Source organism: Chthonomonas sp. (assembly GCA_016788425.1).
Lineage (GTDB): Bacteria > Armatimonadota > Fimbriimonadia > Fimbriimonadales > Fimbriimonadaceae > JAEURQ01.
Genome location: JAEURQ010000004.1, coordinates 566,429 through 586,988, shown reverse-complemented (window position 1 = coordinate 586,988; position 20,560 = coordinate 566,429). Strand labels below are relative to the sequence as shown.

The window sequence follows — 20,560 nt, the reverse complement described above, 5'->3', positions numbered from 1 at the left end:
TCAGAATTTTAGCACGTCTGGTTAAGTTAGAATCAAAGGACCGCCGATAATAGAATAGAGGTTGACGATGGACGAAGCCGCTCCCCCACCCCCGACCAAGAAGTCGCTCCTCGCGAGAATGCGAGGTTTCGGCGTGATCATGCTGTTCGTGCTCGCTGCGGTGATCTTCATCTACCGAAACTTTTTCACGATTCAGGTGAAGGGCCGGTCCATGTTGACGACCTTTCACGAAGGGGAACGCTTGCTGGCGACCCGCGCGTACTGGCTGGTGGGGCCGATTAAGCGCAACGACGTGATTGTGATCAAAGGCACCACGCCGGGCGAATTCTGGATCAAACGCGTGAACCGCCTCGGCGGCGAAACCGTCGATTTTCTGAATATTCCCAGCAACTACGATTTTGAGAATGGGCAGTACACCGTGCCGACCGGAACCCTCTATGTTCTTGGCGACAACCTGGTCGAGAGCGAGGACTCGCGCACGTTTGGTCCGGTGCCGCTCGATCGGGTCGTAGGAAAAGTGGTCCCTCAACGATGAAGCGATTCCCCTGCGGCAAATTTGGACGGCAAACGTTGGAGTTTTTTCCGGCCCCTCACAAGGCGCCGCTCCGCTCCTTCATCGCGCTTGTCTTTTGCTGGCAGAACGACCAAGTACTGGTCTGCGACATCTGCGATCGCGGTTGGTGCATCCCCAGCGGACGCGTGGAACCAGACGAATCGAGTTGCCAAGCCGCGCATCGCGAGGCCCTGGAAGAAGCCGGCGCTCTGCTGGATGAGCCGATGTACATTGGTTGTTACCGCATCAGCGAGAAGACCGAGATTCGCTGGGCCGACGTGTTTGTCGCCGATATCAAGGAACTGGTCGAGATCACCATGCCCGAGGAATCCAGGGGTCGCAAGCTCGTCTCGCTGGAAGAGCTCCCCGACATCTACCATCTGTGGACTCCGCTGACCGAACAGCTCTTTCACCACAGCCGCGATGTGCTCGCGCGCCGCACCGAGCTCGGCTTTAAGCCGTGCGATCGCGATTAGATAACGGCCTTATCAAAGGCGGCTTTTGACGTGCCCGCGTCCACCGCGATCGGATAATCGCCATTGAAACAGGCAAGGCAAAACTCGTCCATCGGACGACCGACAGCGCGCACCGCACCCTCGATGCTGAGATAGCCCAGTGTGTCCGCGCCGAGGTGCTGCCGAATTTCTTCGATCGACCATTTCGCGGCGGCGAGTTCGTCGCGCTGCGCCATGTCAATGCCGTAGTAGCACGGATGCACAATCGGCGGAGCGGTGATGCGGACATGAACTTCGGCCGCGCCACTCTCGCGCATCAGCCGCACAATCTTGTTGGTCGTCGTCGCACGGACAATGCTGTCGTCCACCAACACCACGCGCTTGCCCTCGATGTGCTCGCGGATGGGGCTGAGCTTCATGCGCACACCCATCTCGCGCATGCGCTGGTCGGGCTGAATAAAGGTGCGGTGGATATAGCGGCTCTTCATCATGCCCTCGCGGAACGGAATCTGCGACTCCTTGGCGTAACCGAGCGCGGCGGGGATCCCGCTATCCGGAACCGGCACCACGATGTCGGCGTTGATCGGGTGCTCCTTGGCGAGTTCCTGCCCCATGCGCTCGCGCGCCAGGTAGAGGTTCGTGCCGTACATCCGGCTATCCGGACGGGCAAAGTAGATGAACTCGAACATGCACATGGCGGGCCGATCGGCCACCACGCCGTTATGAATGTGCATTCCCCGGTCGTCGATCACGACGATTTGACCCGGCTGGACCTCGGTCGTGACTTCCCCATCCACCGGCGCAAACGCGCAGGTTTCGCTGGCGAGCATGTGGCCGCTGGCTACTCGCCCGGCCACGAGCGGACGGACACCGTTCGGGTCGCGGAACCCCAGAATCTGATCCTTGAGAAGCACGACGCAGCTGTACGCGCCGCGGATTTGGCCCATGATCTGGCGAGTCGCCTCGACCGGGCTGAGTTCGCCGAGCAACTTGTGAAAGAGCTTCGCGATGACCTCGGAATCGTTGGTGCCGTCGAAGTGGATGCCTTCGGCCTGCAGCTCGGCGCGCAGTTCGCCCGCGTTCACCAGGTTGCCATTGTGCGCGACGGAAATCTGGCCAAGTTGTGTCATGCACGAAATCGGTTGCGCGTTCAGGAGCTTGCTCGACCCGGTGGTGCTGTACCGGTTGTGGCCAATGGCAAGGTGGCCCTTGAGGTGCAGAAGATCGTCCTCGGTAAACACCTGGGCGACGAGCCCCATATCCTTGCGCGTGAACAGGTTGACGCCATCGCTACTGGAAATCCCGGCGGATTCCTGCCCGCGGTGTTGCAAGGCAAAAAGTCCGAAGAAAGTAAGCCGCGCGGCTTCGAGCCCGGGGGCGAACACGCCAAAGACGCCGCACTCCTCTTTCGGGTGATCCCAACCCAAGTCGTTCACACGCTCATTATATCTGGCGCGGTGGTGTGGGGCCCGGACCGGCGATCTTGCTTTCATTCTACTCCACATCTGGTCCATAATTAACGTATCGCCAAGTTTCAGCGAAGTACTTGTCATGAGAATCTCATATTTAAGTTTTCTTATGTCTACTTAACTCAGAAATATTGGTGGAATCCTTCGGCAATTTTCCAAAATATGGCCCATGGTGGCCCACTTTGCCCTAATGTGCTGTTACTATGTAGTCACGGAGAAGGAACTCCCGGCAAGGTCGTTGGGGCCCGCCAAAATATTGGGAGTCGGTAGCAAGGATGCGAACCGACTCTCGCCATCTTAGAGGGTTCCGAACTTGGATATGAGCACGATCATCGAAATAGCCGGCAAAAGGCTTCTCGGCACGGAAGAAGTGTCGTTGGATGATCGCGGCCGGGTCCAGTTGACCGCCAAAAAGGCGGCCGCCCTCACCGAAGAATTCGCCTGCGTTCTCCGCCCGGAGAACTGTCTCACCATCTTCCCCGCTTGGCGCTGGAACCAGGTGGTCAACCAACTTTTGGGCGGCGCCGCATTCGACCCCAAGCGCGAACAAATGCTGCGCCAATTTTTTGGCCGCGCCGAAGAAGGGTTGAGCATCGATTCGCAAGGGCGCATGCTCTTGCCCGCGCGCTCGCGACTACAACTCAAGCTCCTGGCCGGCGAAAAGCTCACCGTGGTTGGGCTCGGCGGCAGCATGGACGTGTGGCGCACTTCGGACTGGGAAGAATTCCAGAAGTACCCCGACGCCTACCGCAAGGCGGAGCGCGACCAATTCCAAACGCTGTGGGACGAGCTTGCCGCTCGCGACGCGGCCGCTGCAGCCCGCGAGGCGCAAGCATGAGCGCCCTTTCGCATGTCCCGGTGATGCTCGGCGAAACGCTGGAGCTTTTTGACCTGAAGCCCGGAATGACCGTGGTGGATGGCACTCTTGGTTTGGCGGGTCACGCCCGCGAGTTCTGCGCGCGCATCGCTCCCGGCGGCACGTTTATCGGGCTCGACTGGGATGAAACCATGCTAGCTGAGGCGAAGCAACGCCTCGCCGAGGTCGCCGTCACCACCCACTTCGTCCATACCGATTACCGCGATCTGGCCGAGTTCGTGCGCAAGTACGCGGGCGCGGCGGGCGCGGACCGCATTTTCCTCGACCTGGGTCTGAACAACGCGCAAATCACGGACCCCGCGCGAGGCATCAGTTTCCTGCAGCCGGGACCGCTCGACATGCGCATGGATCGCAGTCAAGGCGAAACCGCGGCGGAGTTTCTCAACACGGCCACCGTCCGGCAGATTGAAACCGTGCTCAAGGAGTACGGCGACGAGCGATGGGCCAAGCGCATTGCCGAGGTCATCGTCGATCGCCGCAAGGTCACGCCGCTAGCGACGACGCAAGACTTGGTGGATTGTGTGATGGCGGCGGTGCCTCCGGCGATGCGGGACAAGCGCATTCACCCGGCGACCCGCACGTTTCAGGCGGTTCGCATTTACGTGAACGTCGAACTCGACGGCCTTGAAGAAGCCATCGAAGACGCCGCGCAAAGCCTTGCTCTTCACGGCGTGATGGTCGTGCTGAGCTACCACAGCGGCGAAGATCGCGCGACCAAGGTGGCGTTTCGCGGCCTGAACTCCGAAGAATTTGAAATCCTCACCAAGAAGCCCTTGGTGCCTTCGCCACAAGAGGTGGCGAACAACAGCAAGAGCCGCAGTTGCAAGCTGCGCGCCCTCCGCCGCAAGGCAATTCTCAACCAGGAAGGACATCATGAGCGCCGCTCGTAAGTACGAAGATCAACCCGAACCCGCCCCTCGCCGCACGGCGAAATCCGCCGCGCGCCCGACTCCCAAAAGGAAGCCGGCCGTCCGCAAGAAGGCGGTGAAATCCACCGTCAACCCGGCGTGGAAGGCGCCGTTCGTGACGTTCCTCATCGCGTGGATGTTTGCCTCCGTGGCCGCCTTTTCGTTCGTTGAGATTTCGCGCCGTGAAACCAAGCACTGGCGAGCCGTGGAAGAGGGTGCTGAGCGCGATATCCGCGCGATGCAGGCGAGCATGCAAGACGAATACTTCCGCCGCATGGATCAGCACGCGTCGGCTATGGGATTGATTCCGCCCGCCATCGCTGAGGTTCCCGAAACCGTCGTCGTAGCGAGCAATGCCCAACCAACGGTGAAGCCGCGATGAAGCGCCGTCAGGAAAACTCGCGCAGCAAGTGGGCCACGCTCGCCATGTGCGGCCTGTTTGGGATCGCCGGGCTGAGCCAGGTGAACGTGCAACTCGTTTCCTCCGGCAAGATTCAGAAACTCGCGAATGACGCGGGGCGATATAAGCAGAGCAAGACGCTCGCCGCCCAGCGCGGCACCATCATGAGCGCCGACGGACGTGTGCTGGCCCGCACCGAAACGGCTTACGAATTCGGCGTGAACTTCGCCGACATCCCCAAATCACGAGCGCTCTTTGCCGACCTTGGCGCGGCCGCGGGCATCAGCCCGGCCGAGTTGGAAACCGCCGCTTCCGAGCGCAAGTCGGTGTACTACTCGCGGCTGCTCACGAGCACGCAAGGCGAGGCTGTCGAGCGCATCAAGGAAGCGTATCGCGCCAACGGTATTTCGACCAAGCGTGTGTCCCGCCGCGAGTACCCCCTCGGCAATGACACGTCGGGCATTCTGGGCCTGGTCCGGGCTCCACTCGACCCGAAAACTGAGTTGCCGATTCTCGATGAGCACAACAAGCCGCTGCCCGAAAAGGGTTCAGGCGGTTTGGAGCAGGGTCAAGAAAAGCTACTCCGCGGCGTGGACGGCCTGCGCGAAGGCATGCGCGACGTGGACGGCAACTTTTTGCCGCTGCGCAGCAAGCAGTCAATTGACCGTAAGCAAGGTGCCGAAATGGTGCTGACCATTGACTCCCAGCTTCAGCAAGTCGCGGCTCAGTTTGTCGAGAAAGCGGTGGTTGAGCACAAGGCAACCTCGGGCGTGGCGCTGGTTATGGATATCAGCAATGGCGACCTGATGGCATGCGCTCAGTTCCCCGCGTTCGATCCTGAGGTCAACAAGAATGCGCGCGACTACAATCCTGCGTACATGGCGACCTACGAGCCGGGTTCGACCTTCAAGATTCTGACGCTGGCCGAGGCGCTCCAAAATGGGAGCGCGCAGGTTGGCGAAACCATCCCGAGCTCGGGTTCGCTCACGTACAAGGGCATCACGGTTTCCGACTCGCACGCGGTGAGCGGACAGGTTTCGCAGGAGCGGGCGATCGCCGAAAGCTCCAACGTGCTCGCCGCGACCTGGGCGATTCGCATGGGCCGCGAGAAAATTCGCGGATTCATCGATCGCTCTGGACTGACCAGCAAGGTCAACATCGGTGTGGTGAGTGAGGCCCACGGGGCTTACGACGCCTCGGATGATTCGATCGCGCAGACCATGGTCATGGGCTTCGGCCAAGGCTTTAAGTCCACTCCAATCGCGTTTCTTTCTGCGTTCAGCGCCATCGGCAATCACGGCATGCAAGTGCATCCGCGGCTGATCAAGTCGGTGGACGGCGTGGAGCAGCCGAACCGCGCGCCGAAGCAGCTCTTCAACGCGGCCACTTCCGACTACGTGTTGACGCTGATGGAAGCCGTCTTCCACAAAGGTGGAACCGGCAAGCACCTGATCATTCCGGGATATCGCCTCGCGGGCAAGACCGGTACCGCCGAAAAGAAGGGCACCAAGAACGGTGGTTACGTCTCGAACTTCGTCGGCTTCGTGCCGGCGACGAATCCCCGCGCCGTGGTCTTGGTCATGATCGACGATCCTCGAGCGGGTAGCTACTATGGCGGCTCGGTGGCCGGTCCGGTGTTCCGCGAGATCGCGCGGAGCCTGATTCAGAAGTACCGCATTAAGCCGCAGACCGCGGCGGACATCGCCGAGGCGCGCGAGATGGATAGCAAGTCCGACACGCAAGCAAGTTTCGCCCTTACTCAAATGGCGATGGATTCGGTCGTGGCCATGTGGAATGGCCAAACCCTGCCCGCAGATACAATGAAGCCAAGCAAGTAATCCCCATGCAATTGCCCGACCTCACTGCGACAACCTGCCGCCCGGTATCCCCGGTGCCGGATGTCGCAGTCTCGGGCATTTGTGCGGATTCGCGCCGGGTGCAGCCCGGCGACCTCTTTGTCGCCATGCCCAGCGATCGGGCGGGCGAGTTCATCGCCGAAGCGTTGCGCCGAGGCGCGGCAGCGGCGGTGTGTAACGACCCCGCTCTGGCCGACTCTGGGCCGATCTTTGCGCTGTCACCCGATGGGTTTGTGGGGCAAATTTCTTTGCTCGCGCGAGCAGTCCTCGGCGATCCCTCGGCCAAGATGCGGGTGATCGGCATCACCGGCACCAACGGCAAAACGACTTGCGCTTACCTACTCCAGCAATGCCTAACTTCGTTGGGTGAAAACTGTGCCTATTTGGGCACACTCGGATTGAAGATCGGCAACAAGATTCGCGAACTCGCGAACACGACGCCGTTCCCCGTCGAGTTGTGGTCGCTGCTGGCCGATGCGCAAGCCGCCGGATGCACGCATCTGGCGATGGAGGTGAGCAGCCACGCGCTCGACCAAGAGCGACTTCTCGGCATGCGGTTTGAGGTTGGCGCGTTCACCAATCTTTCGCAGGATCATCTGGATTACCACGCCACGCTTGAGGAGTACGCCGCGGCCAAACGCAGGCTGTTCACCGAGGTCGGCCCTGCGAGCAACCCGGCGTTCGAATCCGTCCTCAATGTGGATGACCCGGTCGGCGCGAATTGGGCCAACACACTTCCCCGCGTCCATCGCGTGAGCCCCCGCGAGTCGAACCCGCTGGTCGTCAACGAGGTCCGCGCGAGCTCGATTTCGGGTTCGCTTCAGGGGCACGCGTTTGCCGCGCCGGTGGGCGGCACCTTCAATGTCGAAAACCTCCAGATGGTCGCCGGGATTCTGCTTGCTTTGGGCTACAAATCATCGGCGGTCGCCGACGCGCTCAGCCAGGTGCGAGCCGTGCCCGGACGCTTTGAAGCGGTGCCCGCCGATGGCGGACCGGAAGTGATTGTGGATTACGCGCACACACCCGACGCGCTCGAAAAAGTGCTGCGCTCTGCCCGCGCCCTCAATCCCAAGGGTGTCGCCGTGGTGTTCGGCTGCGGTGGCGATCGCGACCGCACGAAGCGGCCGCTGATGGCGGCTGTCGCCAGCGAGTGGGCGGACCGGGTCGTGCTGACCAGCGACAACCCGCGCACCGAAGACCCGAACACGATTCTGCGCGAGATCGCCGAGGGCATTGAGCCCGGCACCGACGCGATTGAACTGATTGACCGCCCCGCCGCCATTCGTCACGCGGTCACCGCCGCGCAGGTCGGCGAAATCGTGGTGATTGCCGGCAAAGGGCACGAGAAAACGCAAACGATTTTGAACGAGAAGATTCCGATGGACGACGTGGAACTGGCCCGCGAGGCCCTGAGCCAGTGGAGGCCCCAGTGAAGACTTGGCGCGTGGACGATTTCGCCCGCCGCGCGGGTGCCACTTGCGCCGGAGTGCCGGGCGATGCCACCTTCACCGGGTTCAGTTTGGATAGCCGCAGCGTCGCGCCGGGGAGTCTGTTCCTGTGCATTCGCGGCGAGCGCGTGGATGGCCACGATTTTGGCCCGCAAGCGATCGCGTCGGGGGCCACCGCGCTGCTCACCGAACGCGAACTTCCTGGTTTGCCGTGCATCGTCGCGCCAAGCCTGGTGGAGGCCCTGGCCAACTTCGCCAAGTCCGTTCGAGCCGAGTTCGGCGGCCCGGTCATCGGCATCACGGGTAGCAATGGCAAGACCTCCAGCAAGGAGTTTGTGGCGGCCGCGCTGAGTCCGCTCGGGCCCGTCCTCAAAAACGAGGGCAACCGCAACACGGAATACACCGCGCCGCTGATTTGGGCCGAACTCGAGAACCACCAAGCCGTGGTGAGCGAGATGGCCATGCGCGGATTCGGGCAGATTGACCATCTGGCGAGCATCGCCAAGCCGACGATCTCGATCATCACGATGATCGGCACGGCGCACGCCGAAATGGTCGGCTCGCGCGCCGGGATCGCGCGGGCCAAGGGGGAGATTCTGCCCCATACCAGTGATCTCGCGATTTTCTGGCGCGAAGATGACTTCTACGGCGACCTCGTCGCGATGGCGAAAACCCCGGTTCGGACGTTCGGTTTTTCCGCCGAGGCCGATTGCCAGATTCTCGGCTATCAGGCGCTGGATTGGCAGACGAGCCGCATCCTCGTGCAACTCGGCACCGACCGATTTGAGTTCGAAATCCCCACCGTGGGCCGGCACCAAGCGTTGAACGCCGCGGCCGCCCTGCTCGCCGCTCAAGCATGCGGTGTAGACCCTCTCACGGCCTGCGCCGCGATGCGCCATGTCCGACTCCCCGAAATGCGAATGGAACCCAAACAAATTGACGGCGTGATGTTCTTGATGGACAACTACAACGCCAGCCCCGACTCGACCGTGGCCGCGATCCGCACCATGAACGAGCTTCCAGCCCAAGGTCGGCACGTGGCCGTGCTCGGCGAAATGCGCGAGCTCGGCAACTTCGCCGAATCGGGTCACCGGCTCGTGGGCAAGGCGCTGGTCGGCAGCCGCTTCGATCAGGTGATTCTGTTCGGCGATTCCGCAAACTGGATCGAAGATGAAGCCGTGAACCTCGGCTTTCCCGCCGAGCTGATCACCCGCGCCGTGGACCTAAACGAGATTCGCGAACGCCTTTTGCTTTTGAGCGAGGGCGACGTGGTGCTGATCAAGGGCAGCCGCGCGCTGGGGCTGGAAGAAGCCTTGCCGGGAGCCTCGACCAAATGAATTCGCTGACCGCCGCCGCCATCGGAACCGCGGTCGCCGCGGTCTCTTCGCCGTTTTTGCTCGACCTGCTCAAGCGGCTGAAGTCGCGACAGACCATCAGCGAGCACGTCGCCGAGCACGCCCACAAGCAGGGCACCCCGACCATGGGCGGCCTCATGATTCTCGTCGCTGCGTTGGTGACCATCGCGCTGGATTGGCGGTCGGAGTACATGCCGTTCGTCATTTTGCTGCTGGGATTTGGGGCGATCGGCTTTGTAGACGACTTCGTAGTGCCACGCCTGATGGCCGGAAAGCGCGGTCTCGGATGGCGGCACAAGCTGATTTTGCAAGTGCTCCTCGGAGCCGCCGCGATGTGGACGATCTCGCATGAGCCCCTGACCATCGCCTGGGGCACGTTCTCCATTTTGTTTTTCAGCAACGCCTACAACTTCAGCGACGGGATTGACGGTCTCGCCGGGAGTTTGGGGCTGATTCTGTTTGGATTCTTTGCCCTGATGAGTCTGCTTCCCGGGTTCCAATGGGCCATGGTCGGCGGCTTCCTCGTGTTCCTGTATTGGAATCGCTTCCCCGCCAAGGTGTTCATGGGCGATGTCGGCGCGCTGCCCATCGGCGCGGTGCTTGGTCTGATGATGTATTTCATCGGCTCCACCCTTCCGACCACCCTTAGCTGGGTCGGGTTCGTCGCCTTTGCCTTTGTCATGATCGCGGAACTGGTGCCTCCGCCTTTGCAGGTGCTCAGCGTTAAGCTCACTGGCAAGCGCATCTTCCCGCGCACACCCATTCACCACGCGTTTCAGGCCGCCGGATGGTCGGAACTGAAGATTGTCGGACTCTTCGCCGGCGTCCAGTTGGCGGGCGCCGCCGTGGCGTACTATTGCTTCACAGCCTCATGAAAGACCTTCGTATTGCAGTGGCTGGCATGGGCCGATCGGGGCTTGCGATTGCGCGAGCGGCCCGCGCTCATGGCGCGGTGCCAGTTGTGTACGACGAGCAGTCGGCGGACACGCCGGAACGCCTAGATTTGGTCGACCAATTGCAAGGAGAAGGCATTGACTGCGTGTGCGGATGGCACGGCCGATTCGACGCCGGCGAGCACGACATTTTGGTCGCCTCACCGGGCTTCCGCCGCGCCCACCCGGCGATCGTTGATGCCCAACGGCTCGGCATGGAAGTGATTAGCGAGATCGAGTTTGCTTACCGCATCGCCAAGGGGCCGATCCTCGCGATTACCGGAACCAACGGCAAGAGCACCTCGACCGTGATGACCTGGCTGGTGCTTCGCGCTCTCGGCCACGACCCCATTTTGTGCGGAAATATCAGCGGCTCGGGCTATACCGAGCTGACGTTGACCGAGGCCGCCTTGGCCGGATCAGCGGGTCAACCACTGGTCGCCGAGATCAGCAGTTTTCAGTTGGAATGGGTGAGCCAATTCCGGCCACGCGTGGCGACCATCACCAATATCACACCCGACCACCTCGATCGGCACCCGACTTTTAAGGACTACTTCGCGACTAAGATGCGCCTCTTCGACGCCATGGGCGAGGGCGACACGATGGTAATTCGCAGCGACGAGCCGAGTCTGCCTATGTCGGTCTTCGGCAACGACAAGGCGGCTCGTCTGCTCTACGGCCCGGGTCACGAGATCAGCTTCGACGCCGATGGGCTGACCATCAAGGGGCACCGCGTGGCGGCAAGCACGCTGCCGTTTGATGAGCCGTACAACCTCGCCAACGCGGCGATGGCGCTGGCGATCGCCGAAGCCTACGCGCCCGGCTCCGACGTACCCACCGCCGTGCGCGGCTTGCAAGAATTCTCGCGCTTGACCTACCGCATGCAGCCCCTGGGCGAGCGCGATGGCGTGCTCGTCATCAACAACTCGATGTGCACCAACCCGATGGCGGTGGTGAACTCCTCGCGCGGGCTCAACCGACCGCAAATTCTGCTGATCGGCGGGGTCACCAAGAATCTCGATTTTCACCCTGTGGGCGAATACGTCCGCGAGTCGGGTCACCGAGCAATTCTGTTCGGGCCGAACCCCGACCCTCTCCGCGCCATGATCGGCGGAGACCTGCCTTGGTTTGAGTCCATGACTGAGGCCTTTCGTTTTGCCGTCACGTCTGCTTCTGCAGGTGACGCAATTGTCCTCGCACCAGGATGTGCGAGCGCGTACCCTTACGCCAACTTTCGAGAGCGTGGGGACGCATTTACTGAGGTAGCCAAGGAATGGTTAGAACACCGCGATTAAAGTTTCGGGTCGGTGACCCGCAGGCTCTGTTTTTGGCCGCGCTATGCACGGTCATCGGCATCTTCCTGATCTATACCGCCGGGTTTGCGCGGGCGCTCGATCGCGACGGCATTATGCCGCGCGAAGTGCTCGTGCAAATCGGCGCGACCGTGCTAATGGTGTTTGTGGCCGCCGCTTGTAGCCGCCTCGACATCGAGTGGTGGCGCAAGCGAGCCGGGCAGTTTTTTGCCGGTGCGTTTGTTCTGCTGGTTCTTGTGATGGCGCCAGTCATTGGCTACACGCAAAACGGCGCGACCCGCTGGATTAAGCTCGGGCCGATCAACTTGCAGCCTTCGGAGATCGCCAAGGTCGCCGTGGTGCTGTTCCTGGCGGCCACCTTCTGCTACCGCAAGCCGATGGCAAAGCCGCTCAAGAGCAACGCTAGCACCAGCCGCAAACTCGACTGGCTTTGGCAGAACCGGGGCGTTCGCGCCTTGCCGCTGCTCATGGTGCTTGCGGTGGCCCTGAAAATTGAATTGGAGCCCGACCTCGGCACCGCGGCCGTGATCATGGCGATCGCCGCCGGCATGCTTTTTGTGGGTGGCGTGAGCAAGAAGTCGCTCGCGATTCTCACCCTCGTCGGCACGATTGGTCTGGTGGGTTTGGTCAAGAGTCAGGCGTATCGCATGGAGCGAATTCTCAACCACGGCAACCGCTGGGAGCAAAAGCACATTGACGACATCGGCTTCCAGACCACGCGTGCCGAAGCCGCGATGGCCGGTGGCGGAGTCGTGGGAGCCGGTCCCGGCGCGGGTTGGGCCAAGCACTTCCTGCCTGCCGCCACGACGGACTACATCATGGCGACGATCGGCGAAGAATTCGGCCTCATCGGATCGCTCTTTGTGATCGGTTTGCTCGGCTTGCTGGTCTTCCGATTCGCCAGCGAAGGCCATCGCCTGCTGAGCAAGGCCGACAAACTGCTGAGCTCGGGCAGCGATCCCACCGAGGTGCGCCGCCTGCGATTTGCGGGGCTGGTGCTGCTGGGACTCGCCTTTTGGATCGGGATCCAAACCGCCGTCAACGTCATGATGGCGAACGGCACTCTGCCGAGCATCGGGATTCCGCTTCCGTTCTTTAGCTCGGGCGGATCCAGCCTCATTGCTTTGTGGATCGCCGTCGGTCTGGGTCAATCCGCCGCCGCCGTCGAACACGCGACCCAACCACAGGAGGCCTATGCGAGCAATCGTAACCGGCGGGGGAACCGGCGGGCACATCTACCCGGCGCTTGAGATCGCGGCCGGACTCCAATCGGAAGGACTCGAAGTTGCGTACTTCGGGTCCTTTCGGGGCCAAGAGGGCCGCGCGTGCCAACGCATCGCGCTCCCCTTCCAAGCCTTTCCAAGCGAGCCGCTTTACAGCCTCAAAACTCCGCGCGGATGGCGCGCTGCTTTCCACCTAGCTAAAGCCGTCCGTCTGGCCAAAACGGCCATGCGCGAGTTCGGACCGAAACTCGTGGTCTCGACCGGCGGCTATTCCAGCGCGCCCGTGCTCTACGCGGCGCGGTCACTGGGCATTCCGTACGTGATTCATGAGCAGAATGTGGTGCCCGGGCGCACCAATCGCCTGCTCAGCCCGCAGTCGTTTGCGGTGTGCACGACGTTCCGGCGCGGCGCTGAACATTTTCCGCAGGCTCAGGTTATTCGTACCGGAATCCCCGTTCGCAAGAGTTTTCGCGGCCAGCCGAATCTCAACTTTGAGCATCCCGTGAGCAACGACCGACCCGTTATTCTGGCGATGGGCGGCAGCCAGGGCGCGAGTGCCATCAACGAGGCGGTGCTGGCCACCGTCGTGCGCATGGCTCGGTATCACACGCAGTGGATTCACCTGAGTGGCCCCGACCACTTCGACGCGATCCAGAAAACGGCCGGCAAACTCGGCGTCGGCGACGACTATAAGGTGCGCGCTTACCTGAGCGAAGACGAAATGGCGACGGCGGTGTTTGCCAGTTCGCTGGCGCTATGCCGAAGCGGGGCGGGAACCCTCGCCGAACTCGCGGCTTACCGCAAGCCGAGCATTTTGGTGCCGCTCCCCAACTCGTTTGCGAATCACCAAATGCTCAACGCGCAAGAATTCGCCGAGATGGGCGCGGCCACCATCATTCCCCAGCACGAGCTCCAGCCGAGCACGGTCGAGTCGCGGATTTTGCAGTGGGACGAACCCGAAATGCGAGAGCAAGCCGCGGCGGCGCTCGCCGAATGGGACAATCCGAACGCGCTCGCGGACATTCTGCAAATCTGCCGCGACGCCATGAAGTAGGATCAAAGCCGTGCGGGCGTGGCTCCGAAACGACTTGGAAGGCGGCTGGCTGGACTTCTCGCGAGGTTCGGTTTTGGTCGCGCATTCCCTCGGCGAAGTCATGCCCCTTCTGGAGCAGGTCGAGGTGCACGTCGCGGAGGGCGGATTCGCCGCCGGATTCCTCAGTTACGAGGCCGCGCCGGCATTTGATAAGTCGCTGGTGGCTCGACGAGGAACGGGGCCTTTGGCTTGGTTTGTGTTGGTCACCGAACCCACCCGGTTTGTGCCGCCGATTCTGGCGAGCACACCGCTCGATTTGGCGGCAACTTGGTCGTCCTCGGAGTACGAAGCGCGGTACCAGGCTGTGCAAAACCACCTCGCCCACGGCGATTGTTATCAGATCAACCTCACCTTTTCGCTAACCGGACAAGGTGACGGACGCGGATTCTGGCCGAGTTGCCGCGACGCTCGGTTTGGCGCGTGGCTGGAGGATGGCGATTGGCGCATCCTCAGCGCGAGCCCCGAATGCTTTTTGGAATGGCGGGAGGACGTGATTTGGTCCGAGCCGATGAAGGGCACCCGCCCCGCCGGCAGCCCCGATTCGCTGGCCGACAGCGAGAAGGACCGTGCCGAAAACCTGATGATCGTGGACATGATCCGCAACGATTTGGGGCGGATTGCGCGGCGCGGATCAGTGCGAGTACCCGAGCTTTTCCGCGTGGAGGACCACCCCACCGTGCGGCAGATGACGTCACGCGTAGTCGCCGAAACCGATGCCCCGCTCAGCGAGCGCCTGGCCTCGCTCTTCCCTTGCGCCAGCATCACCGGCGCGCCGAAGGTCAAGGCGACCGAGATCATCGCCAACCTGGAAACGACTCCGCGCGGCGTTTACACTGGCGCGATCGGCTGGGTCGGGCCAGGCGTCGGCCAGTTTTCCGTGGCGATCCGCACCTTGGTTCAGCGGGGCGATCAAATCACCTATGGCATCGGCAGCGGCGTCGTGAGCGACAGCACCGCCGAGGCCGAGTACGCCGAGTGTCGGCTCAAGGCCGAGATTCTGCGGCGAAACGTGCCATATCCCGGCAAACTGCTGGAAACCATGCGCCTGGCCGATGGCCTCATCCCGCGACTGGATGCGCATTTGGCGCGTCTGGCCGCGAGCCACTTTGCGCTGTTTGGCCAAGAACTCTCCACCGAAGAACTCCGCCAAGAGCTGGAGCAGCAAACCGGCAGCGGGCGGTTGCGACTCACCCTCGCGCCCGGCGAAGAGCCACAACTCGAGCTCAGCACCTTACCCACCAATCGCGGGGAGATCAAGTTGCAACGGGCCAGCCACCCCATTTACTCGGAGGATCTCGCGGTGCAACACAAAACCACAAACCGGGCGGTGTACGAGCAGTTTGAGCGGGGCGATGCCGATGACGTTCTGCTTTACAACGAGCGCGGCGAGGTCACCGAAACGACCATCTACAACGTCGCCGCGTTCCTCGATGGCAAGTGGTGGACGCCGCCCTTGGCTTCGGGACTTTTGCCCGGGACCATGCGCGCCGAACTCGCGTACCCCGAGCGGGTCATTTTGATGCGAGAACTCACCTCGTCCACGCCGCTGCGCGTCTTCAACTCGCTGAGGCGGGAACACCCTGCCCGACTGCTCGACTAACTGGGATAAACTGCAAACCTTCATGGCCGCACTGATCGACAACCTATTACGCGAGCTCGTGCAGCAAGACGCCAGCGACTTGCATATCAAGGCGAATAACCCGCCGCTGATGCGGGTGCGCGGCGAGCTCAAGCGCGTGAATCAACCCCCGCTCAGCGAGGAAATGACGCACGAACTGCTGCTCAGCATCCTGAGCGAGGACCGCAAAGAGCGACTGTACAGCTACAAAGAAGTTGACCTCAGCTACCAGGTGGAGGGCCTCGCGCGATTCCGCGTGAATATGTTTTGGCAGCGCGGTAAAATCGGCGCGGTCTTCCGCCTGATCCCGTTTAACATCCGCACGATCGACGATTTGCACATGCCGCAAGCGACCAAGGCGATCTCGATGATGCCGCGCGGGCTGGTGCTGGTCACCGGGCCGACCGGCTCGGGAAAATCCACAAGTCTCGCGGCGATGATCAACCACGTGAACCTGAGCAAGCGGGCTCACATCATGACGATTGAGGACCCGATCGAGTACGTCCACAAGGACATTCAGAGCATCATCAATCAGCGCGAACTGGGCACGGACACGCACAGCTTTTCCGAGGCGCTCAAGCACGTCATGCGCCAAAATCCCGACATTATTCTGGTCGGTGAAATGCGCGACCTGGAAACCATTCAACTCGCCATCACCGCCGCGGAAACCGGTCACCTTGTGTTCAGTACGTTGCACACGGTGGACGCCGCGCAGACGATTGACCGGATTGTGGACGTCTTCCCGCCCGGTCAACAGGCGCAGATTCGAACCCAACTTGGCGTGACGATTCAGGCGGTTGTTTCGCAAACCCTGCTGCCGACCAAAGACGGAACCGGACGCGTGGCGGCGTTCGAGGTCATGGTCGCGACGCCGGCCATTCGCACTCTCATTCGCGAAGGAAAAACGCACCAGCTTTATATGGACATTCAGACCGGCTCGCAGTTCGGCATGCAGACCCTCGACGGCAACTTGCTGCAGCTCATCAAAGATGGTCAGATTGACTTCGAGCATGCGGTCGGCAAGTCCAGCAACGTCAACGAATTCACCCGCCGCGCCACCGCGCAAGGGCTCACGGAGGCTTCCAGTGGAGCACATTGACGCCCTCCTGAGAAAATGCGTCGCCTTGGGCGGCTCGGACATGCACCTAAAAACCGATACCGGCAAGGTGTATATCCGGATCAACGGCGACCTTCACGAGGTGGAATATCCGCACTTTAGCGACGAAGATTTCCGGGAGGAAATGAAGTTGCTGTTGCTGCCCCACCAATTGGAGCGCTTTGATCAATTCCTCGAACTCGACTTCGCGATCGAGATTCCGGGCGTTAGCCGGTTCCGCGGCAACATTTATCAGCAGCGGGGCCACGCGCAAGCCGCGTTCCGGGTGATCCCGTACGAAATCCAGTCCATGGAGGACCTGAATCTTCCGTCGGCGGCGTACGATTTTGTCCAGCGACCGCGTGGCTTGGTCTTGGTGACGGGTCCGGCTGGTTCGGGCAAGTCCACGAGCCTCGCAGCGATGATCGACAAGCTCAATCGCACCCACCACGACCACATCATGACGGTGGAGGACCCGGTCGAATTCGTGCACGACGACCACTTGGCGCTGATCAATCAGCGGCAGCTCGACCAAGACACGCTCAGCTTCGCCAACGCGCTAAAGTACGTGTTGCGGCAAGACCCAGACGTGATTCTGGTCGGCGAAATGCGCGACTTAGAAACCATCCACTTGGCGCTGACCGCCGCCGAAACCGGCCACTTGGTCTTCGGCACGCTGCACACCGTGGACTCGGTGCAAACCATCGACCGGATTGTGGACGTGTTCCCCGTGGCTCAACAGCAACAGGTGCGCATGCAGCTTTCCGTCAACCTCATTGGGGTCATCAGCCAGAGCCTCGTGCGCCGCAAGGACAATCGCGGTCGCATCGCCGCCTTTGAAGTTCTGGTTGCGACGAACGCGATTCAAGCCCTGATCCGCGAAAACAAGAGCTACATGATCAGCTCGATTTTGCAGACCGGGAGCAAGCTCAAAATGAACACGCTCGACCAATCGCTGGCGAGTTTGGTGGATCGCGGATTGGTCACCATGGACGATGCGAAATCTAAAGCCAAGGACATTGGCGAATTCATGCGATTGGTCAACGATCCTTCCGGCGGGCAAGGTGCGGGCGCAAATCAGCCCGACTTCCGCGGGAATCAGCCGACTCCCGAAGCCGAAAAGCCGGTTGCGCCCCCGGCTCCCGGCGGCGTCCGGGGCCAGCCGAATCGCCCCGGCTTTAAGCGAGACTAGTGGACGACGCGCTGTTTCAGGAAAACGATCGCCACTCGGAGGCGGGCGCTGGTGCGTCTTTGGCCGAGCTCGGTTCGTTTCAACTGGTGAGTGGCGCGAGCCTGCCGGTCACCCTGGCGTACCAAACCTGGGGCACCTATCGCGGCGACAACGCGATTTTAGCGTGCCACGCGCTGAGCGGCGACAGCAATGCTGCGGTGTGGTGGGAACGCCTCATCGGGCCCGGCCGCGCGATTGATACCGACCGATTTTTTGTGATTTGCGCCAACGTGCTCGGCGGATGCCGCGGAAGCACGGGGCCTTCTTCGGTTCGCGACGATGGCCGCGCTTATGGCTCGCGGTTTCCGGCGGTCACGATTCGCGACATGACCGCCTCCATCGCGGCGATGCTCCCGCAAATCGGCGTAAACGAGTTGTTTGCCGCCGTCGGAGGCAGCATGGGCGGCATGCAGGTGCTCGACCTTTGCACGCACTTCCCGGTGCAGCGCGCGTGGTGCACGGCATCCACGGGACGGCACTCGGCGATGCAAATTGGGTTCAACGAGGTCGGTCGTCAGGCGATTTTGCGCGACGCCAACTTCACCGGCGGAGACTATTACGACGGTTCCCCGCCCGCCGATGGCTTGGCCGTGGCGCGCATGGCGGGACACCTCACCTTCTTGAGCGAGGCGAGCTTCAACCGCAAGTTCGGACGCGAACGCCGACCCACGCCAACCGGCGAGATTTTCGAGGTCGAGAGCTACCTGAACTATCAAGGCGACAAGTTCACCCAGCGCTTCGATGCGAACTCGCAGATTGTGCTCACCCGGGCGCTCGATGCCTTCGACTTCCAGCCCGCGCAGTCTCTGAGCACCGAGTTTCTGCTCACAAGTTTCCGAAGCGACTGGATCTATCCGACTTGGCAAAGCGAGGAATTGCGCGATCAGCTCTCAATGTGGGCGAAGGTCCGGCATGTGGAGCTTGGCAGCCCGCTCGGGCACGACGCGTTTTTGCTGGACGACCAGGAACAAGCCGACCTTGTCCGCCTCTTCTTGCAATAAGCAAGTTCTTTCTTTTCGCAAAAATTGTGCAATAATAATCGTATGGCAAGAGTGCGCGGAAAAACTTGGGATCAGCTGGGCACCATCGCCTCGCTTGTCTGCGCGGTTCACTGCCTGGTCATGGCCGTGTTCATGGCGTTTTTGCCGATCCTTGGCTTGCAAGAGAGTCATTCGCACAACGTCGACTTCGCGTTCATCGGGCTCGCAGTTCTCTTTGGGGGGCTCTCCATCCGCTCCGGCTGGAAGGTGCATCAGCGCTGGACGCCGGCCATTTGGTTTATCGGCGGGCTCACTTTGGTGTGCGTGGCGCACTTTGCGCTGCACGACCTGGGCGCGATTTCTTACGTGGTCAGCGTGGTCGGCGGTCTGATGATGGTGTGGTTCCACCGCCTGAACCTCGCCCTGCGCGCGAAATGTTCGTGTGCGAGTTGCCAGGCTAGTCGCCAACGGTAAACTAGCTCCGTGCAGGAAATCGTTCTCGCCGGTCCGCGCGGATTCTGCGCGGGAGTCGCCTTTGCGATTGAAGTTGTGGAGCTTGCGCTCAAGGTTCACGGCGCTCCCCTCTACGTTCGCCACGCCATTGTCCACAACGAGTTTGTCGTCAAGGGTTTTGAGGCGCGCGGCGTTATCTTTGTCGAAGATGTGAACGAGGTTCCCGAAGGCGCGCCGGTGGTGTTCTCCGCTCACGGCGTGGCCCCGCAACTGCGCGAAGACGCGAAGCGCCGCGCCCTCAAGGTGATTGATGGCACTTGCCCGCTCGTGACCAAGGTCCACAACGAGGCGCGCCGATTCCTGGCGAAGGACTATCATTTTATCTACATTGGCCACAAGGGCCATGTCGAAGCCGAGGGCACCATGGGCGAGGCGCCCGACCGCATGCACTTGGTGGAGACGCCCGAAGAGGCCGAGGCGCTCGAGATTCCGCACTACGATCGGCTCGCCGTGCTCACCCAAACGACGCTGAGTATCAGCGAAGTCACCGCGATCATGGATGTTCTGCGACGACGCTTCCCCCACATGGTGACCTCGGCGAAAGAGGACATTTGCTACGCCACCACGAACCGCCAGGGCGCGGTGCACGCGATGGCTCGCGAAGTGGATTTGGTGCTGGTCGTGGGTTCGCGCATGAGTTCCAACAGCAACCGCCTGCGCGAGGTCGCCGAGAGCTATGGCATTCCGGCGTTTCTGCTCATGTCGCCCGACGAGATTCGGCCGGAATGGCGCACGGATTACCCGCGCATCGGCATTACCTCGGGCGCATCGACGCCCGAGGAACTTGTCGAGGACCTCATTGGGGGCCTGCTGCTAGGGCGCACGGACGTGACGATCCGCACGGTGCAGACCGTGGAGGAGAATATTCAATTCATTCCCCCCCGCGATCTTATTCAACTCGCGCAGGCGAGCGGCTAGTTCTTCACGCGCACGTCAATCGGGTCGGTGATCTTGACCTCGAGTTTGGTGAACGTGGGCAGTTTCATCGTCACTTCGTCTTTGACCTTCACTTCGAGCGGCTCTTCGATCCGAACCCGCAATCCGCGCTCGTTCATCACCCGGAGTTGGCGGGCCATGTCTTCCATCGCGACGACCTCCCGACTCGGAATGATCTGCTGCGGCGTCGCGTAGGCTCGGATGGCGATGAAGAGTGACATGACGGCTGCGCCGAGAAGCAGCCCTTTGAGGAATCCTTGATCCTTCATATTTCTATTCTAACGCACGTTTCGCCAAAACCCGC

At 61.5% G+C, this 20,560-nt stretch carries 20 protein-coding genes; 18 read left to right on the top strand and 2 right to left on the bottom strand.

Features of this window, described 5'->3' with window-relative positions; genetic code table 11:
* The first annotated feature begins 67 nt into the window (after positions 1 to 67).
* Positions 68 to 535 carry a signal peptidase I gene (gene lepB / locus JNJ45_12630; GenBank protein ID MBL8049517.1) on the top strand — a complete coding sequence of 156 codons (468 nt, stop codon included), beginning with the start codon at positions 68 to 70 and terminating at the stop codon, positions 533 to 535.
* Positions 532 to 1,029, top strand: a complete 498-nt coding sequence (locus tag JNJ45_12625) for an NUDIX domain-containing protein (protein MBL8049516.1) — start codon at positions 532 to 534, stop codon at positions 1,027 to 1,029. The genes lepB and JNJ45_12625 overlap by 4 nt, the downstream gene beginning before the upstream one ends.
* Here the strand turns inward: JNJ45_12625 and purF are convergent.
* A complete protein-coding gene (purF, locus tag JNJ45_12620) occupies positions 1,026 to 2,444 on the bottom strand; it encodes an amidophosphoribosyltransferase (protein MBL8049515.1) in 1,419 nt (472 codons plus the stop codon). The two genes, JNJ45_12625 and purF, sit on opposite strands and share 4 nt — an antisense overlap.
* Positions 2,445 to 2,796: 352 nt before the next feature.
* Between purF and JNJ45_12615 the strand changes: the two genes are divergently transcribed.
* From JNJ45_12615 to ispH, 16 genes are read left to right on the top strand one after another with little or no spacing between them, the layout of a single operon-like run.
* Entirely contained in the window at positions 2,797 to 3,315 is a 519-nt protein-coding gene (locus JNJ45_12615) for a hypothetical protein (GenBank protein ID MBL8049514.1), read from the top strand.
* Complete coding sequence (gene rsmH, locus JNJ45_12610; protein ID MBL8049513.1) at positions 3,312 to 4,244, top strand: 16S rRNA (cytosine(1402)-N(4))-methyltransferase RsmH; 933 nt, start codon at positions 3,312 to 3,314, stop codon at positions 4,242 to 4,244. Before JNJ45_12615 ends, rsmH begins: the two co-directional genes overlap by 4 nt.
* Positions 4,228 to 4,644: a hypothetical protein gene (locus JNJ45_12605; protein ID MBL8049512.1), complete on the top strand. Its 417-nt coding sequence runs from the start codon at positions 4,228 to 4,230 to the stop codon at positions 4,642 to 4,644. The genes rsmH and JNJ45_12605 overlap by 17 nt, the downstream gene beginning before the upstream one ends.
* Positions 4,641 to 6,500 carry a penicillin-binding protein 2 gene (locus JNJ45_12600; protein MBL8049511.1) on the top strand — a complete coding sequence of 620 codons (1,860 nt, stop codon included), beginning with the start codon at positions 4,641 to 4,643 and terminating at the stop codon, positions 6,498 to 6,500. Before JNJ45_12605 ends, JNJ45_12600 begins: the two co-directional genes overlap by 4 nt.
* Positions 6,501 to 6,505: 5 nt before the next feature.
* Positions 6,506 to 7,951, top strand: a complete 1,446-nt coding sequence (locus tag JNJ45_12595; protein ID MBL8049510.1) for a UDP-N-acetylmuramoyl-L-alanyl-D-glutamate--2,6-diaminopimelate ligase — start codon at positions 6,506 to 6,508, stop codon at positions 7,949 to 7,951.
* An 11-nt stretch (positions 7,952 to 7,962) separates the two neighbouring features.
* Entirely contained in the window at positions 7,963 to 9,303 is a 1,341-nt protein-coding gene (locus tag JNJ45_12590) for a UDP-N-acetylmuramoyl-tripeptide--D-alanyl-D-alanine ligase (protein ID MBL8049509.1), read from the top strand.
* Complete coding sequence (locus JNJ45_12585; GenBank protein ID MBL8049508.1) at positions 9,300 to 10,196, top strand: hypothetical protein; 897 nt, start codon at positions 9,300 to 9,302, stop codon at positions 10,194 to 10,196. The genes JNJ45_12590 and JNJ45_12585 overlap by 4 nt, the downstream gene beginning before the upstream one ends.
* Complete coding sequence (gene murD / locus JNJ45_12580) at positions 10,193 to 11,548, top strand: UDP-N-acetylmuramoyl-L-alanine--D-glutamate ligase (GenBank protein ID MBL8049507.1); 1,356 nt, start codon at positions 10,193 to 10,195, stop codon at positions 11,546 to 11,548. The genes JNJ45_12585 and murD overlap by 4 nt, the downstream gene beginning before the upstream one ends.
* Positions 11,527 to 12,816, top strand: a complete 1,290-nt coding sequence (locus tag JNJ45_12575) for an FtsW/RodA/SpoVE family cell cycle protein (protein ID MBL8049506.1) — start codon at positions 11,527 to 11,529, stop codon at positions 12,814 to 12,816. Before murD ends, JNJ45_12575 begins: the two co-directional genes overlap by 22 nt.
* A complete protein-coding gene (gene murG, locus JNJ45_12570) occupies positions 12,761 to 13,843 on the top strand; it encodes an undecaprenyldiphospho-muramoylpentapeptide beta-N-acetylglucosaminyltransferase (GenBank protein ID MBL8049505.1) in 1,083 nt (360 codons plus the stop codon). Before JNJ45_12575 ends, murG begins: the two co-directional genes overlap by 56 nt.
* A gap of 10 nt (positions 13,844 to 13,853) precedes the next feature.
* A complete protein-coding gene (locus JNJ45_12565; protein ID MBL8049504.1) occupies positions 13,854 to 15,482 on the top strand; it encodes a chorismate-binding protein in 1,629 nt (542 codons plus the stop codon).
* A gap of 22 nt (positions 15,483 to 15,504) precedes the next feature.
* Positions 15,505 to 16,599 (top strand): type IV pilus twitching motility protein PilT, encoded by a 1,095-nt coding sequence (locus JNJ45_12560; GenBank protein ID MBL8049503.1) that lies wholly within the window; start codon positions 15,505 to 15,507, stop codon positions 16,597 to 16,599.
* A 25-nt stretch (positions 16,600 to 16,624) separates the two neighbouring features.
* Positions 16,625 to 17,788, top strand: a complete 1,164-nt coding sequence (locus JNJ45_12555) for a type IV pilus twitching motility protein PilT (GenBank protein ID MBL8049502.1) — start codon at positions 16,625 to 16,627, stop codon at positions 17,786 to 17,788.
* Positions 17,788 to 18,828, top strand: coding sequence for a homoserine O-acetyltransferase (locus tag JNJ45_12550; protein ID MBL8049501.1), 1,041 nt, complete (start codon positions 17,788 to 17,790; stop codon positions 18,826 to 18,828). Before JNJ45_12555 ends, JNJ45_12550 begins: the two co-directional genes overlap by 1 nt.
* Before the next feature lie 42 nt (positions 18,829 to 18,870).
* Positions 18,871 to 19,281 (top strand): MerC domain-containing protein, encoded by a 411-nt coding sequence (locus tag JNJ45_12545; protein MBL8049500.1) that lies wholly within the window; start codon positions 18,871 to 18,873, stop codon positions 19,279 to 19,281.
* Positions 19,282 to 19,290: 9 nt separating this feature from the next.
* Positions 19,291 to 20,238: a 4-hydroxy-3-methylbut-2-enyl diphosphate reductase gene (gene ispH, locus JNJ45_12540; protein MBL8049499.1), complete on the top strand. Its 948-nt coding sequence runs from the start codon at positions 19,291 to 19,293 to the stop codon at positions 20,236 to 20,238.
* Here ispH and JNJ45_12535 read toward each other — a convergent pair.
* A complete protein-coding gene (locus JNJ45_12535) occupies positions 20,235 to 20,525 on the bottom strand; it encodes a hypothetical protein (GenBank protein MBL8049498.1) in 291 nt (96 codons plus the stop codon). The two genes, ispH and JNJ45_12535, sit on opposite strands and share 4 nt — an antisense overlap.
* Between the last annotated feature and the right edge of the window lie 35 nt (positions 20,526 to 20,560).